Genomic DNA, 15167 nt, shown 5'->3' on the forward strand with positions numbered 1-15167 from the left:
TTATTTACTTGATTGAATACCTTTTCTTTTTTGAGTAGAAAGGTGCGTCAGACGATCTAAAATAACGGCAATAATGACAACCGCAATCCCACCGATAAATCCTAAGCCTACATCCAACATACTGATGCTTCTTAATACCTCAGCACCCAAGCCACCTGCACCGACCATTGAAGAAATAACAACCATCGAAAGAGATAGCATAATAACCTGGTTTACACCCGACATAATCATAGGCAAAGCGAGCGGCAGCTGGACTTTAATTAATTTTTGCCATTCCGTCGCTCCAAAAGCTTCTGCTGCTTCTAAAGTGGTTTGGGGAACTTGCTGAAGTCCAAGCAGCGTCAGACGAACCGCAGGCGGCATTGCGAAAATAAAAGTAGCAATAAGAGCTGTAACATTCCCTAATCCAAATAAAAGTACGGACGGAATTAAGTAAACAAAAGCAGGCATTGTTTGCATAATATCAAGAATGGGCTTTATCACTGCTCCAACTTTGTTAAAGCGGTGTGATAATATGCCTAAAGGAACGCCAAATAGAAGTGAGATAATAGTAGAAGCTAAAACGAGAGATAAGGTCAGCATCGATGCTTCCCATAAATTCAAGCTAATAATAAGAAGTAAACCAAAACACGTAAATACAGCTATCTTCCAATCTGTTAACCATAGCGCTAATAGAACAAAAACAAGGACCGTTACTAGTGGAGGAGAAGCCGTCAATGCCCATTCGAGACTGCTTATTAAGCTGGTCATTATCTGGTTGATTCCAGTAAATACACCTGAAAAACTATCAATCATGTAATCAACAAATGAATTTGCCCATTTATCTAAAGGGATGCGAGGAATCGTCGCGGAATTTACCATCATATTTATCGGACCTCCATTTGATATGACTTAACTTCTTGTTGCTCGGTCACTGAAGTACGTTCAGTGAGATTTGCAATAAGAGTGCTTGGGGAAATCATACCTTGTAGGCGATGATAGTTATCAACAATGACTACAGGCGAATGACTGTCTGTAAATAGAGGAATCATTTCTTGTAAAGACATATCAGGATTAACACAATGCGGCTGTGTCATTTCTTTTCCTTTTAAATCATGCTTATGAGCTTCTATCAGCTCCATCACTGTATAAATGCTCATTAAACCCAATAAGCGATCAGCGCTATCAAGAACAAAAATAGTAGATAAATGATTGGTTCTCATTCTTCTTAATACGACTTGCGGTGATTCATACTCATAGGCAGCCGTTTCTACCGGAATCACCGCGTCTTTAGCAAGGCGAATTTTGCCGTAATTAACGTCTTGAACAAGCAGCTTTACATAATCAGTTGCCGGTTGACTTAAAATATCTTCAGCGGTTCCAAGCTGTACAATTTCCCCGTCTTTCATCACGGCAGCCCGGTGGCCTAAAGTTAATGCTTCATCCAAATCATGCGTCACAAAAATAACTGTTTTTTGTACTTCTCCCTGAATATCAAGAAATAGCTTTTGCATATCTCTTCGAATAAGAGGATCTAAAGCTGAAAAAGGCTCATCCATCAGCAAAATCTCCTGTTCAGAAGCAAGAGCTCTGGCTAGTCCAACCCGCTGCTGCATACCTCCTGATAATTCATAAATTCTTTTATAAGCTTGTCCATTTAAGCCCACCATTTCAAGCGCCTTTTTCCCTCGCTTTTCTCTTTCGTTTGCTGATACACCCTGTATCTCTAGACCAAACGTAATGTTGTCAATCACAGTACGGTTTGGAAGGAGGCCCACATTTTGAAAGACCATCCCAATTTTATTTCTCCGGACTTCCTGAAGCTGTCTTTTTGGCATATGAGAAATATCTGTGTTTTCTAGATATATCGTCCCTTCTGTCGGTTCTACAAGCCCGTTCAAGCATCGAAGTAAAGTAGATTTTCCGCTTCCTGATAATCCAATTAACACAAAGGTTTCTCCCTTTTTCACTTCGAAATGAGCATTGTAAATAGCAACGGTTGTCTTAGTAGCTTGTTCGACTTCATATTTACTTTGTCCAGCTTCTCGCAGCTTAAGAGCCTGTTCTTTTTGGCGACCAAATACTTTTGAAACATCGGTAACGCAGATAATGGGTTCTGTTAGTTTAGAGCTTGTACTCAATTTATTTCCCCCTTATTTTAAAGTAGATTGTTAGAGGTGGTCTGACACCTCAAGGTAACGTGTCAGACCACTTCTACTTACTATTCGACCTTCATACCGATTGCTTCCAATACATAATTGTAAAAATGAGAAACGTGCTGTTCGATAGGTACTAAAATACCTCCTTCTTTATAAGATTTTGAGCTCATATTTTCTTGACACCACTCACACGCTTCAAAGTCTTGTAAATTCACGCGGTGAAATAATTCCACAGCATCTTTTGGGTCAAAATCAGGCTTAGCCATTTCCTCCGGGTCGAATAACCATTCACAAATCACTTTAGACTTTTCTGCACTAATTGGAATAATACGATGAATAATAACGTGATCCGGTGTTAAATTGATAAATACAAGCGGCAGAACGGTAATGCCAAAATACGTGCGGTCATCTTCAGGAAGCAATCCTTTTAACATAGGGCGGCTTCCTTTCCCGCTGATTGAAAAAGCTTCTAATTCATCCCCAAACTTAGCTCCGCCTCCCACGGAACTTTGAGTGCCGACTCCCGAACGAAATTCAGGCAGCGTTGCCGTAAGTTCAGGGTGAATAGAGGAACAGTGATAACACTCTTGAAAGTTTTCTACAATAAGCTTCCAGTTTGCCTCAACTTCATATTCTTCACGGTGAGCAGATTTCAAGTTTTGAATTTCATATCTAGTAAACGTATAAAGTTCTCCAAAACGATCAAAAATTTGTGCGTCTAGCTGGTATTCAACAGACATAGGATTGTCAGATAAATTAACCCAAACCATGCCGTGCCACACTTCAATGTGAACGGATGTTAGTCCATAATTTTCATTATGCACGAGTTCCTCTCGACAGTGGCTTGTGTTAGGAACACCTACTAAATCACCATCTAAGCTATAGCTCCACGAATGATATGGACAGCGAATGACACCTGCTTTACCGGATGCCTGGCTGCACAGCTTAGCTCCTCGATGCCGACATACGTTCAAGAATCCACGCAGCACGTGATCTTTTCCTCTAGTAATTAAAATATTTTCGTCTTCAACTCTCGTCGTAATATATTGTCCTGGCTCTGCTACTTCGTATTCAAATGCAACTAAACTCCATGATTTAGAAAATATATGATCTTTTTCTAACTTAAAAATGTCCGAAGATGTATACAGCTCTCCTTTCAACGTGGGCTCAAGTCTCCCATTATCATTCACTAAACCATGTTCCATAACCATCTACTATTCCTCCTTCGCTTCTTTAGAAACATTTAAATAGAACCATTCGCAAGAGCTGACGACGATTTATACTATTTTATTCGCCGCAAATCGCTGCGGAGTAAACAAATCAATTGGGTGATTGGTTTTTCCCTCTATCACTAAATCTGCTAAAATCTCTCCTACTACGCTTGCAAACTTAAAACCATGTCCAGAAAATCCAGCTGCAATCGCTACTTGAGGATATTCAGGATGCAGTGAAATGACAAAATGCTCATCTGGTGTGTTGGTATACATGCACGTTTTCCCTTGTAAAAATCGACCGTTAAGCTGTGGAACACCTTGAGATAGATAGTGCCGCATCATGTTCACTTCGTCTTCATATATATTTCGATCAATCGTTTCCGGCGTACACGCTGTTCCTTTTCGAAAAAACGCCACTTTTGCTCCTTCAGCCTTTAATCCAAAAGAAGGGAAACCATACAACTGTACATAATCATCTGCTTCCCAAATATAAATCGGCTGTTTTCCCACTGAAAAAATATCTATTCCTTGTGTTGGTTCAAAAAACATTTGCACATGACGCTCTACTTGTAAGCTAACACCTAAATCCCGTAATAAATCGGGTGCCCAAGCGCCTGCAGAAATAATGATTTTTCCAGCTTCATATATTCCATTAGCTGTTACAACGCGCACGCCTTCACCAGAAGGGTGAGCTTCCCACGACATCACTTCTTCAAAAAAATGAAGCTCAGCTCCGTACTTTTCTGCTTGAAGAAGGTGAGTATATACGCTCGCTTCCGGCCTGACGAATCCAGCTCTTTCTTCATATAGAGCAACCGTAGCAGGTGAAGGTGTAAACACCGGAAACCGTTTGTAAATATCCTTTGCTTCTAGAATCTCATACGCAAGATTCCACTGTTTAGAGCTTTCGATGCTTCCAGCAACCGTCAAGCTATCAGGAGGTCCCATCATAAGTCCACCGGTAACTGTAAGAATTTCTTGACCGCTTTCTCTTTCAATTTCATTCCATAATTCATAAGCGCGAAGCAATAATGGAACGTAAGCGGGGTCTTCAAAATACGACTGTCGAATGATTCTAGAACCGCCGTGACTCGATCCTAGGTCATGAGCGGGACCGTATTGTTCTAACCCCAATACCCGCTGACCTTTTTTGGCGAGCTGATAAGCAGCCGTACTCCCCATAGCTCCTAATCCGATAATAATGACATCATAATGTGTTGACATCTGCATTCCTCCTGTCTTTGGATTGATCAATTAAACTACTGCCGGGGAGTGTGTCATCATTGTTGCTTTATAACGCTGACCAAAGTATTCAACTTCTAAAACCATTTCTTCATGTACAGCTTGAGATAATAAAGTGTGTACAATTCCTTTTCCTAAGCTGTATGAATAGCCGGCACTTGTCACAAATCCGAGGGCTGTTTTTCCATAAAAGACCGGTTCATATCCCATTACTATCGCTGAAGGATCATCTAATATGAGCGTCGCTAATACTGTATCAGAGTCTTTTCGCTGACGATCAAGCAATGCCTCTTTTCCAATAAAAAATGGTTTTGTTAAATCAACCATTTTATGAAGGTTAACTTCATATGGATGATGCTCGCTCCAAAAGTCTTTCCCGCTTTTTAACGAAAAAGATTCAATCCGAAGATTTTCAAGAGCTCGGTCTCCCGCGGCAATCAGCTGATAAGGCTGTCCTTGTTCAATTAATAAATCCCATAAATTCAGGCCTTGATCAGAAGTCGTAATCAACTCCCAGCTCTCCATTCCCCCGTAGGAATCACGCAGAGCAAGAACTAAAATATTTTCGATAAACATCGTTTTCGCTTGTCCTTCAATCCAAGTGCTGCTAAGGTCTGAGCGTTGAACCACGGACTTCATTACTCCTGTAGCTTTAGGACCAATTAATGCTATACTGCATGTCCCTGACGTTACATCTTGAAAAACAACTTGACCGTTTTGAGGCACGTGTTTTTGAATCCAGCTTGCTTCTACAGCTCCCGTACAAACAATCAAGAAAGTGGATATATTTTTGCGGATAACCGTTATTTGATCTTTTATGCCGCCTCGCTCATGCAACATACACGTACGTATGCTTTGCCCTACTGTAATGTCTATATTTCCTGTCGTTAGCTTCTGTAAAAACTGGAGAGCTCCTTCCCCTTTAATTTCCAACCTTTTCTTTGCTGCCGTTGTATCGTAAATCGCTGCGTACTGACGAGTATGCAACTGTTCAGCCTCGATAATCGGTGACCAATATTCAGCGGACCACCCCTTTCTTATTACCATCTTCTTTTCATACGTGGATATAAGCGGATAGTTAGCTTCATACCACTGCGGCTGCTCCCACCCTGCTTTTTCGTTAAAATACGCTTTTAGTTCTTGCTGACGCATATAAAATGGACTTACGCGCATGTTTCGCGATACTTTTCGCTGCATAAATGGATGATGAATGCTATAAACCTCTTCATACTCTTCAATAGACCGCTGTTTGTAATAAACAGGGCTGCATGCATACGTATCGAAACGATTAATATCGCATAGCTCCAAATCCACAGTCGGTGCACCATTCATCATCCATTCAGCCATTTGCCTAGCGACACCTGCAGAGTGCGTTACCCATATGGCTTCGGCTACCCAAAATCCCCCTACTGCTTGTGATTCGCCAAGCAGCGGCATCCCATCAGGTGTGAAAGAAAAAATGCCGTTTATTCCTTTTTTTATCCCCCCTTTTTTTAATGCCGGAATTAATTCCATTGAATCTTCCCACGGTTTTTCAAAATCTTTTGGTGTAAAAGGTTTAACAGAAGGCATTTCTTTTGTTTCTCCGTATTTTGTAATGTCACTGAGTTCGATTGGAAACGGCTCATGCTGATATGATCCAATCCCAAGCCCTTTGTCTACCTGACGAAAATAAATTGCATTATCCTGATCTCGAATAAGAGGAGTCGCGACTTCTTCCGTTTCTCCGTTTAATTCAAGTAAATCATTTGTAAACACATATTGATGAGCCATCGGCTGAAGAGGAATCGTTACACCGACCATTTCCCCGATGCGAGGTCCCCAAAATCCAGCACAGCACACGATTACATCTGCTTCAAATTTTCCAGCGCTCGTGTACACTGCTTTTACTTGACCATTTGTCACTTCAATATTCGTCACTTCTGTATGACCGTAAAATTCTACTCCGCACTCCTTAGAAAAACGAGTCATTTTATCAACGGCATGCAAAGGTTTGGCAATACCGTCTGACGGAACATAGAGACCTCCGCAAATACGCTCAGGACAAATCAGCGAATTTTTTTCTGCGCATTCTTGCGGTGAAAGAAGAAAAGCTTCGATTCCCCATGAGCTAGCAACACCAGCCTTTCTCTTTAGGTCTTCTAATCGCTCGGATGTACGGGCAACTTCTAAACTGCCGACAGGATAAAACGAGCGCTGTTCATCTGTACTCAACTCTTTAAAGGTCTCGACTGTTTGAGAAGCTAGTGTTGTAAGGATTTTTGAAAAGCTAAGCTGAAATACAAGCCCCGGAGCGTGAGAAGTAGATCCTCCCGTTTCAAACAAAGGGCCTTGCTCAATCACTGTTATGTTTCTTTGCCCCATTTTGCTTAAATAGTAGGCAATGCTGCACCCGACAATTCCAGCTCCTATCACTACTATCCTCTTATGTTCCATCACTTTATATCTCCCTCCTTTTTTGGTTTAAAGATGTTAAATATTGTCGATAGTTAATTATATTTTTAATTTTTATAATTTTCAAAGTATTTTGTTAAAAAGTGTGACATAGATTTTTTTTGCACTTTCTTTTGCTAATGTTCGGATAACGCTTTCTTAACTTTAAAATCCCAGAAAAACCGTCGTCTTTTTCTTTCGAATAACGAATTTTAAAGAAACTATCTATCTATCAAAATGAATCTTATCAATGAATGGTTATACTAAAAATGACGGAAATAAGATAGCTAAAATAACTTAGCTATCTTATTTTTCAACCATTTACCGATTAATTAATTTTGAAGGTCTAAATACTTTTGCTTATTTTTAGACCAAAGTTGCTTGTTTGACTACTTTTTTCATTTCTTCTGCAACGTTTCTTTTGTCTTTTTCACTTGTAATCCCCCCGCCTACAATCACAAGATCCGGCTGTGACTGCACAACTTCAGGAAGTGTATTCAGTTTAATGCCCCCTGCCACCGCTGTTTTTGCATTTTTCACAACTCGTTTAATCGTTTGAAGCTGCTCGAACGGGGTTTCTCCTTCAGCTTGAAGATCATACCCTGTGTGTACACAAATATAGTCAACACCGAGTGCATCGACTTCTTTTGCACGTTGTTCAAGGTTTTTTACATTAATCATATCAACAAGAATTTGTGTTCCTTGTTTTTTTGCCTCTTCTACAGCGCCTTTTATAGTCGAATCATCAGTAGCGCCAAGAATGGTAATAATACTAGCCCCCGCTTCAGAAGCTTTCATTACTTCATAAGCACCTGCATCCATAATTTTCAAATCAGCTAATACCTTTAAAGACGGAAAGGCTTCCTTGATTTCTTTGACTGCTTTTAGCCCTTCGTTAATCACAACTGGAGTTCCAATTTCTACAATATCGATATACTCTTGAACCTCCTGCACTACTTCTTTTGCCTCTGAAATATTTACAAGATCCAATGCTAATTGAAGTTCCATACTGACTTCACTCCTTCATTAAATAGGGTTGTCTAGCATGAATTCATTGTAAAACCGTTACTTTCAAAAAAAAAGTAGGCACTTTTAAAACATATAGTCACTAAAAATATACTATGGACGCTTCAATGCAGCGTATCATTTTTATTTATAGAAAATTCCGAATAATAAGGACAGTTTTATCCTTTTCAACAAAAGATTTTAACCCATATGGCTGGAATTGTTCATTTCAGGCTCTATAACGGTTTCCATATAATTTTTCCCCCACTCATCCATGCTCTTAAGGATAGGCATCAAGCTTCTCCCGTGTTCAGTCAAGGAATATTCAACTTTTGGAGGGACAACCGGATAGACTTTTCGGTGAACGATTTGATCTTCTTCTAATTCTCGCAGCTGACTTACTAACATTCGCTGAGTAATTCCCGGCATCATGGACTTTAACTCCCCAAATCGTTTCGTCCCTTCTTTTCCTAGGTGCCACATAATCAACATTTTCCACTTTCCACCAATGATCGTTAACGTTAATTCCTTTTCACAGTTAAACGTTTTGCTAAAGAGTCTGCTCAATCCTTTTTCCTCCCTTTTTATGCGTAATAGTATAGTTTTAGACACTATATGAAAATAAAGTGTCTACTTATAAAGGAAAATTGTACCTGCTATACTGTAATCTGTAAAGGTGATAAAAGACTATATTCACTGCACTAGACCGTTAAAATAAAGGAGGAGATCAATTGGGCAGTGTAGCTCGTTCACGTGATAATTGTCTCAAGTCTCATTCACCACAAGCGTCAGAAGTGGATTCCATGACCTTTATCTTATTTGGAGCAACAGGAGATTTAGCTAAAAGAAAAATTTTTCCTGCGTTATATAATTTATTTTTAGATAAAAAGCTTCCTTCTTCCTTTTCTATTGTTGGTACGGATAGAAGCAACTGGTCTGATGATGCCTTTCAAATATATGTAGAAGAATCAGTAAAGACTTTTTCAAGACGCTTTAGACAAGGTGAATCCAGGATAAGAGAATTTCTTAAGACAGTTCGCTATCATAAAATGGATGTTACCAATAGTGATGGATATGAACAGTTGCTGCATGCTATTCAAGAAGGCGAAGTAGAATTAAATATTCCTGAAAATCGTCTTTTCTATTTATCAGTGGCTCCTGAATTTGTAGACGTTATTGCTTCAAATATAAATAGCGGCGGATTGGGATCTACAAAAGGCTGGAAACGTCTTATTATCGAAAAGCCTTTCGGACACGATTTACAATCTGCTCAAGTGTTAAATCAAAAGCTTACTGAAACGTTCAATGAAGAAGAGATTTATCGTATCGACCACTATCTGGGAAAACCCATGATTCAAAATTTGGAGGCTCTAGCATCTGCAAACCCTATTTTACAAGCACTATGGAACCATCACTACGTTGCAAATGTTCAAATTACAGCTAGTGAAACAGTTGGTGTAGAAGAAAGAGCGCCTTACTATGATCAGTCTGGTGCAATTAGGGATATGTTTCAAAACCATATGCTTCAAATGCTTATGATGACTGCCATGCAGCTGCCAAAGACACTTAACATCGCAAAGACTCGCCAACAAAAGATAAAAATTATGAAAAGCCTTCGCCCTCTACAAAAAGAGTTTATCCATTCGAACGTCATAAGAGGTCAATACGAAGCGGGAAAAATCCAAAATCGTTCCGTTATAGGATATAAAGATGAGCGCGGCATCAATGCTGCTTCCGTTAATGACACATTTATAGCAGTGCGGGTATGGATTGATCATGAGCTTTGGAAAGGAGTACCTTTCTATCTTCGCACAGGAAAAAGAATGAGTAAAAAATGCACGCGTATCGTCATTGAATTTAAACATCCTTTAAAGGATGTTTATACAGATGAAGAAGTTATTCCCAACCTTTTGGTTGTCGAAATAAGCCCAAATGAAGGTATATCACTGCAATTAAACAGCAAAAACCCTTTGAATGACAATAAAATCGAACCTATTTTTATCAATTTCTCAACAAATCAAAAAGAAGTACCCGAAGCTTATGAACTGCTGTTAGTTGATGCTTTACAGGGAGACTCCACATTTTTTGCTCATTGGGAAGAAGTTGAATTATCTTGGAAATGGGTGCAACCTATTTTAGAAGTTTTTAATGATGAACGCTTTCCTCTTCATTTTTATCCTGCGGGTACGATGGGACCAGCAGCTTCAAATCATTTGTTAGAAGACGACGGGTTTAAGTGGTGGTGATTACTTTTAATCTGGTTAAAAAGAGGCTGGGGTAAAAGTATTTTATTTGAAGAAAGATCCGAACGATGAAGCGAGATTCTTGATGGAGAATCGAACTCGTTCGGATTTTTTCATTGTGGTTGTAAACGCAGGTTTACTGTATGTAGTTGCTTCTAGTTGTTGATTGGAGGGCAAGACGAAGACTCCTGCGGGAAAGCGGAACAGGTGAGACCCCGCAGGAGCGTATGCGACGAGGAGGCTTACCGGCCTCCCGCGGAAAGCGAAGTCTTGCACGGAAATCAACTGCGGTGTAACAAGCAGTCGATACTAGCTCATGTATTCAATTTGTGCGTCTTTAGATTGGGTTAATGTAGTTATATCTTAATCTCGTTTATCAATGTTTCAAATACATTCAATTGGCTAAATCTATGTTACTTAAAAAATTAAGCCTTCGTATCTTCTTTATTTAAGATCAGCCATTTGATTTTTCGATCTCGCTCTTTTTTTTCTTGTTCATCAACCAAATCATATTTCTTCAGCAAGTGAAACATCTCGTTTAATGTTGTTTGCGAAGGATTTCGTACGAGAAACTCATGAAATAACGAGCGAATATCTTCTGGCAGCCATTGTGACTGCGAGTTAAACTTCTGTTGGACATCTTCTGCCGAGTGGTCTAAATTACATTTACCCATCCCTTTTCCTCCCTTTTTATGTAACTGTTTTGCATTTTTAGTCTTCTTTGCGTTTAAACGTACTTGGCATAACAACTGCCACAACTTCTCCGGTCGCAACAATGATGTCGCTTGCATATACTTCTGTTTTAACTCTCCATTTCTTCGGGTGAATTTCTTCAACCGTTCCTATTGCTTTTAGTACTTCACCCTGCGGCGTTGGTTTTTTAAAATCTACGTGGAGAGAACCGGTAACAAATCGCGGCGGCTCTGCTGAATCTCCTATTTCGTAGCCATTTTTACGATATAGAGCAAGAGATGCAGAGCCTGTTCCATGGCAGTCAATCAGTGATGCAAGAAGTCCGCCATAAACAAATCCTGGTATGGCTGTATGTTCAGGCTTAGGTGTATAAAGGGTAATGGTTTTTTCTTCTAACCACCCTGTCCGAAAATGATAGCCTTCTTGATTTAATCGGCCGCAGCCGTAACACCATGCAAAATCATCCGGATACTCGTCTTGAATCGCTTTTACTACTTTTTCCATGGTTCACCACTCCTTTTTCCGGAATATTTTAACACATTTTCTCCTACAATCGTTAGAACTAAACGGACTATTTTCAAGCTTAAATAACTAAAAATCATAATAGAAGAAAAGCCTCACTTAAAAAATAATCGATTAACTAGGGTTTTATTTATAAATGATGGTGACGAGAAAGCATCTTTCTAATTGAAAGGTGCTTTTTTATTTCTTATAAAAATATAAAAAAGAGGAGAGTTTTTATGAAGAACATTTTCATGAAATCAATGACCGTTCTTACCTTATTAATGGTCGCATTATGTGGAGTAAATCAGGTGAAAACAGAAGCAGCAAGCAAGCCTACGAATCAAGATTTGATATTATTAACAAGTACTACAACAAGCTTGCCTATTTTCACAATGGCTATATTGAAATGTTTGATCCAGTAGCAACGGGAAAAACATGGGATAAAACACCTGTTGGCTTCTTTAAAGTGGTAAACAAAATTAAAAACCGTCCTTACTATACAGGACATATTCCTGGGGGCGATCCTCGCAACCCATTAGGAAAAAGGTGGTTAGGATTAAATGCAAACGGTACGTATGGTGATACATACGGTATTCACGGCAATAACAATGAAAGTAGCATTGGAAAATATGTGAGTCAAGGGTGCGTAAGAATGCATAATGCAGACATCGAAAAGCTTTATGATAAAGTCCAAGTAGGCACACCGGTTGCTATCACTTATTCCTATAAGAGCTTTGTAGAGTTGACGAGCGTGTACGGTTACGAGTTCAAAGGGTATCATTTAAAAGAAAATTAATCAAAAAGCAGTATTAACAATTTTTCTATGATGCAGGCATTAACCATGAATTAAGAAGCTGACTTTTTATACTCTACTGACATCTTGCAAATTAACCGAGCGTTTGAAAAATTAACTGTAAAGAGCTTAAAGCGTTACGCTGCTTATGCTGTTGGAGGACTTGCTTTGACAGCCGTTGTTATACTGGCCTTTACAATGGAGACAGGAACAAGTTCCAATTCAGTTACAGGTTCTGAAAAAGCTGTGGTAGTTGAAAATGTAACTCTCGAACAAAATAAGTAAACAATATGGGCGGCCTTTCTCGTTAGAGAAAGGCCACTTTTTTTGTAAGGCTGATTTTTACTTGTTCTTAAGACTCAGTCCATCCTCAAAAGCATTTCCTCTTTGGCCATTTCATCTAACCAAAATGAGACTGTGAGAGTTTTCTTTACCGATTTATTTAGTCTGTACCAGGTCCGTGATTAAATTTAGTACCTTTTCCAATAGCATAGAATTGACCGCCAGCAACATAGTGTATTGTACGCAATTCATCAGGAGCATCATCAAAAATCCAATGTCCGTTGTTGAATACTCGATCATCACTCCAAGCACCAACAATTTCACCCATGAAAAGATCATGTTCTTGTTCATTTTCAGAATTTGGAAGAACCTTGCATACTAGCCAGCCAGCGGAACCTTCAACTAGTGGTAAATCAAACTCTTCTTGGTAAAATAGTGAGATCTTATCAAGTTTATTGTCTATTTCTTTAGAGCTGTGCTCACCAACATACAAGACAGTTTCCATTTGTTTAACAGTTGGAACATGTACTACAAAATAACCACTCTTTTCAACGAGTTCACGTGTGAAAGCTTGTTTGCCGATAAACGCCATCACTTTATTATTTCCCACCAGACCGACCCAAGCGGCTGCCATTACATTTTCTATCCCATCGTGTTTAGCAGAAATCATGGTTGTTGGACCTACTTGTAATAAACGGTATGCTTTCTTTAAATCAACAGGCTTAATTGCCATTATTCATTCTCCTTTTGTTTTATATTTTGATATTTCTAGAAATATAGATTTAAGTTCATACATTAACCGAGCGTTTGAAAAATTAGCTGTAAAGAGCTGATTTTTGCACGTAGACAAAGGGACCTTTACAATTTCTTCAGAAATGTTTTATAAAGGTGACACAACATGAATTTAACGCGCTTATAATAACGATAGATGATTTGCTTTAGCCTTTTTATCTAAAGTACTAGTAATGGATATACTCAGAATTTAGATGAGGATACCTACCAAGCAATTTAGCCATAATCCAGACAAGAAAAATCATACCTCTTAGTTCTATATTTCCTTAAGTATAGAAATATAGAACTAAGAGAAATTACTCCATTACATATGGAGCATACTTTCCAATTAACTCACGGTCTAGGCTGTAGTATATATATGTGCCTTCTTTATAAGTACTCAGAAGTCCGCAATCAGTTAATTGTTTTAAATGATGGGATAAAGTTGATCCAGCAATTGATTCAAGTTTTGTCCCGATATCCGAACAACATAAATTTGCTTCATTAGCAAGCAAACGAGCAATCTTTAATCGGGTCGGTTCACCGAGTGCTTTATATATTTTTGTCGCCTGCTGTAACTTCGAGTTATCCTCCATTGTTAGTACCCCTTTTTCTGAATGAATTAGATACCCCATATGAGTACAAGCTAAAATTATAGTTGCAAGTATACTATAGAGATCTCATTTTCCTGATGGATGATTATATAGTATTGCTAAAGCCAACTGCACTTTAAAAATAAAATCCTCAAAACAGTACTATAAGCACAAATGAAAATAATTTATTACAATCGCTAATCCTAATTATCTTCGGTTAATTTCTTGAAGTTTAATTCTCTTTCATGATACATTGGATTCTAATACAAATGAAATGCATATTAATTATATAGGAGATAACAAAATTGATATGAACAAATCACAAATTGAACTTATTGTCCGGATATCAGAAACAGGAAGTTTTACAAAAGCCGGTGAAGAGCTACATATGACACAACCTGCGGTAAGTCGTACCGTTGCAACAATTGAATCGGAATTAGGAACGAAGTTAATTAAAAGAGATAAGAAGAATGGAATATCTTTTACAGATGTAGGAGAGAGAATATTAATTACTTTTAGAACAATCCTGAGTGAATTACAAAAAGTAGATGAATTAATTGTGGCTGAACAGGGGTTAGAAATTGGAAAGGTACACATTGGCGCTTACCGAACTGCTTGTACTAGGTTTATTCCTAAGATCATACGTGCAATGGAAAGTCAGTATCCTGGTATAGAAATCAAGCTTTCGGAAGGTAGTGTAGATCAAGTAAAAGAGTGGTTACGTTCCAGATGCATTGATGTAGGAATTATCATTCCTCCTGATAAAGATTTTGATACCTTACCTTTAATTAAAGATCAACTGATTGTACTTATGCACTCAAGCCATCCTTTATCTCAGAAAGAAACAATAAGTATTCCTGACCTACAAGGTGAAGATATACTAATTGGAAAATGCGGTTATGAGGTACAGATTCATGCTCTATTCAACGAGTATAACTTGACTCCTAAAGTACGGTTTGAGATGGATTATATAGAGACAGGATTAAGTATGATACAAGAAGGGTTAGGAATTACCATTACAACAAAACAAAATATTTGGTGGTTGCCAGACCAAGTTGTTGTTCGTGAGTTAAAACCAGATACGTATAGAGATATCAATATAGCAGTGCTAGATATGAAAGATATATCCAAAGCGACAGATGCTTTTATCCAAACAGCTCGTACCCTTTTTGCTCAAGAAGATGCTTAAATAGTACTTAAATAAACATGTGTTGCTATTTAGTGCATATAAAAAAGACAGCTGTTTGATTCAAAAA

Annotated in this window: 15 protein-coding genes; 4 read left to right on the plus strand and 11 right to left on the minus strand. The window is 38.5% G+C overall.

Going from position 1 to position 15167, the window contains the following annotated elements; translation table 11 throughout:
- The 7 genes from AC3WJG_RS08850 to hxlR form a co-directional block, all read right to left on the minus strand.
- Complete coding sequence (locus AC3WJG_RS08850; protein WP_337133383.1) at positions 1-864, minus strand: ABC transporter permease; 864 nt, start codon at positions 862-864, stop codon at positions 1-3.
- A 2-nt stretch (positions 865-866) separates the two neighbouring features.
- Complete coding sequence (locus AC3WJG_RS08855; protein WP_337133384.1) at positions 867-2120, minus strand: quaternary amine ABC transporter ATP-binding protein; 1254 nt, start codon at positions 2118-2120, stop codon at positions 867-869.
- 80 nt (positions 2121-2200) lie between these two features.
- Entirely contained in the window at positions 2201-3349 is a 1149-nt protein-coding gene (locus AC3WJG_RS08860; RefSeq protein ID WP_098248937.1) for an aromatic ring-hydroxylating oxygenase subunit alpha, read from the minus strand.
- Between the two features lie 66 nt (positions 3350-3415).
- Positions 3416-4576 carry an N-methyl-L-tryptophan oxidase gene (solA, locus tag AC3WJG_RS08865; RefSeq protein ID WP_337133385.1) on the minus strand — a complete coding sequence of 387 codons (1161 nt, stop codon included), beginning with the start codon at positions 4574-4576 and terminating at the stop codon, positions 3416-3418.
- 30 nt (positions 4577-4606) lie between these two features.
- Positions 4607-7030 (minus strand): GcvT family protein, encoded by a 2424-nt coding sequence (locus tag AC3WJG_RS08870; protein ID WP_337133884.1) that lies wholly within the window; start codon positions 7028-7030, stop codon positions 4607-4609.
- A 363-nt stretch (positions 7031-7393) separates the two neighbouring features.
- Positions 7394-8035, minus strand: a complete 642-nt coding sequence (hxlA, locus tag AC3WJG_RS08875) for a 3-hexulose-6-phosphate synthase (protein WP_013056245.1) — start codon at positions 8033-8035, stop codon at positions 7394-7396.
- A gap of 198 nt (positions 8036-8233) precedes the next feature.
- On the minus strand, positions 8234-8599 hold the full coding sequence (gene hxlR / locus AC3WJG_RS08880; RefSeq protein WP_028408091.1) for a transcriptional activator HxlR: 366 nt from the start codon (positions 8597-8599) through the stop codon (positions 8234-8236).
- A 164-nt stretch (positions 8600-8763) separates the two neighbouring features.
- Between hxlR and zwf the strand changes: the two genes are divergently transcribed.
- A complete protein-coding gene (gene zwf / locus AC3WJG_RS08885) occupies positions 8764-10278 on the plus strand; it encodes a glucose-6-phosphate dehydrogenase (RefSeq protein ID WP_337133386.1) in 1515 nt (504 codons plus the stop codon).
- 146 nt (positions 10279-10424) lie between these two features.
- On the plus strand, positions 10425-10571 hold the full coding sequence (locus AC3WJG_RS08890) for a hypothetical protein (protein WP_195697139.1): 147 nt from the start codon (positions 10425-10427) through the stop codon (positions 10569-10571).
- Positions 10572-10700: 129 nt separating this feature from the next.
- On the opposite strand, the gene AC3WJG_RS08895 is transcribed toward AC3WJG_RS08890, so the two are convergent.
- Together AC3WJG_RS08895 and AC3WJG_RS08900 are read right to left on the minus strand one after the other, a co-directional pair.
- Positions 10701-10949 (minus strand): hypothetical protein, encoded by a 249-nt coding sequence (locus AC3WJG_RS08895; protein WP_336064625.1) that lies wholly within the window; start codon positions 10947-10949, stop codon positions 10701-10703.
- Between the two features lie 37 nt (positions 10950-10986).
- A complete protein-coding gene (locus AC3WJG_RS08900) occupies positions 10987-11472 on the minus strand; it encodes a PaaI family thioesterase (protein WP_057241907.1) in 486 nt (161 codons plus the stop codon).
- A 292-nt stretch (positions 11473-11764) separates the two neighbouring features.
- Between AC3WJG_RS08900 and AC3WJG_RS08905 the strand changes: the two genes are divergently transcribed.
- On the plus strand, positions 11765-12268 hold the full coding sequence (locus AC3WJG_RS08905; RefSeq protein ID WP_051421052.1) for a L,D-transpeptidase: 504 nt from the start codon (positions 11765-11767) through the stop codon (positions 12266-12268).
- A gap of 439 nt (positions 12269-12707) precedes the next feature.
- Here the strand turns inward: AC3WJG_RS08905 and AC3WJG_RS08910 are convergent, their stop codons facing one another.
- Both AC3WJG_RS08910 and AC3WJG_RS08915 read right to left on the minus strand, forming a co-directional pair.
- Positions 12708-13280: a flavin reductase family protein gene (locus AC3WJG_RS08910; RefSeq protein WP_025753556.1), complete on the minus strand. Its 573-nt coding sequence runs from the start codon at positions 13278-13280 to the stop codon at positions 12708-12710.
- A gap of 355 nt (positions 13281-13635) precedes the next feature.
- Complete coding sequence (locus AC3WJG_RS08915) at positions 13636-13914, minus strand: ArsR/SmtB family transcription factor (RefSeq protein ID WP_025753557.1); 279 nt, start codon at positions 13912-13914, stop codon at positions 13636-13638.
- Between the two features lie 307 nt (positions 13915-14221).
- On the opposite strand from AC3WJG_RS08915, the gene AC3WJG_RS08920 reads away from it, so the two are divergent.
- Complete coding sequence (locus AC3WJG_RS08920; RefSeq protein ID WP_057241905.1) at positions 14222-15100, plus strand: LysR family transcriptional regulator; 879 nt, start codon at positions 14222-14224, stop codon at positions 15098-15100.
- The last annotated feature ends 67 nt before the right edge of the window (positions 15101-15167 follow it).

Source organism: Priestia sp. FW507-14D1A (assembly GCF_058781295.1).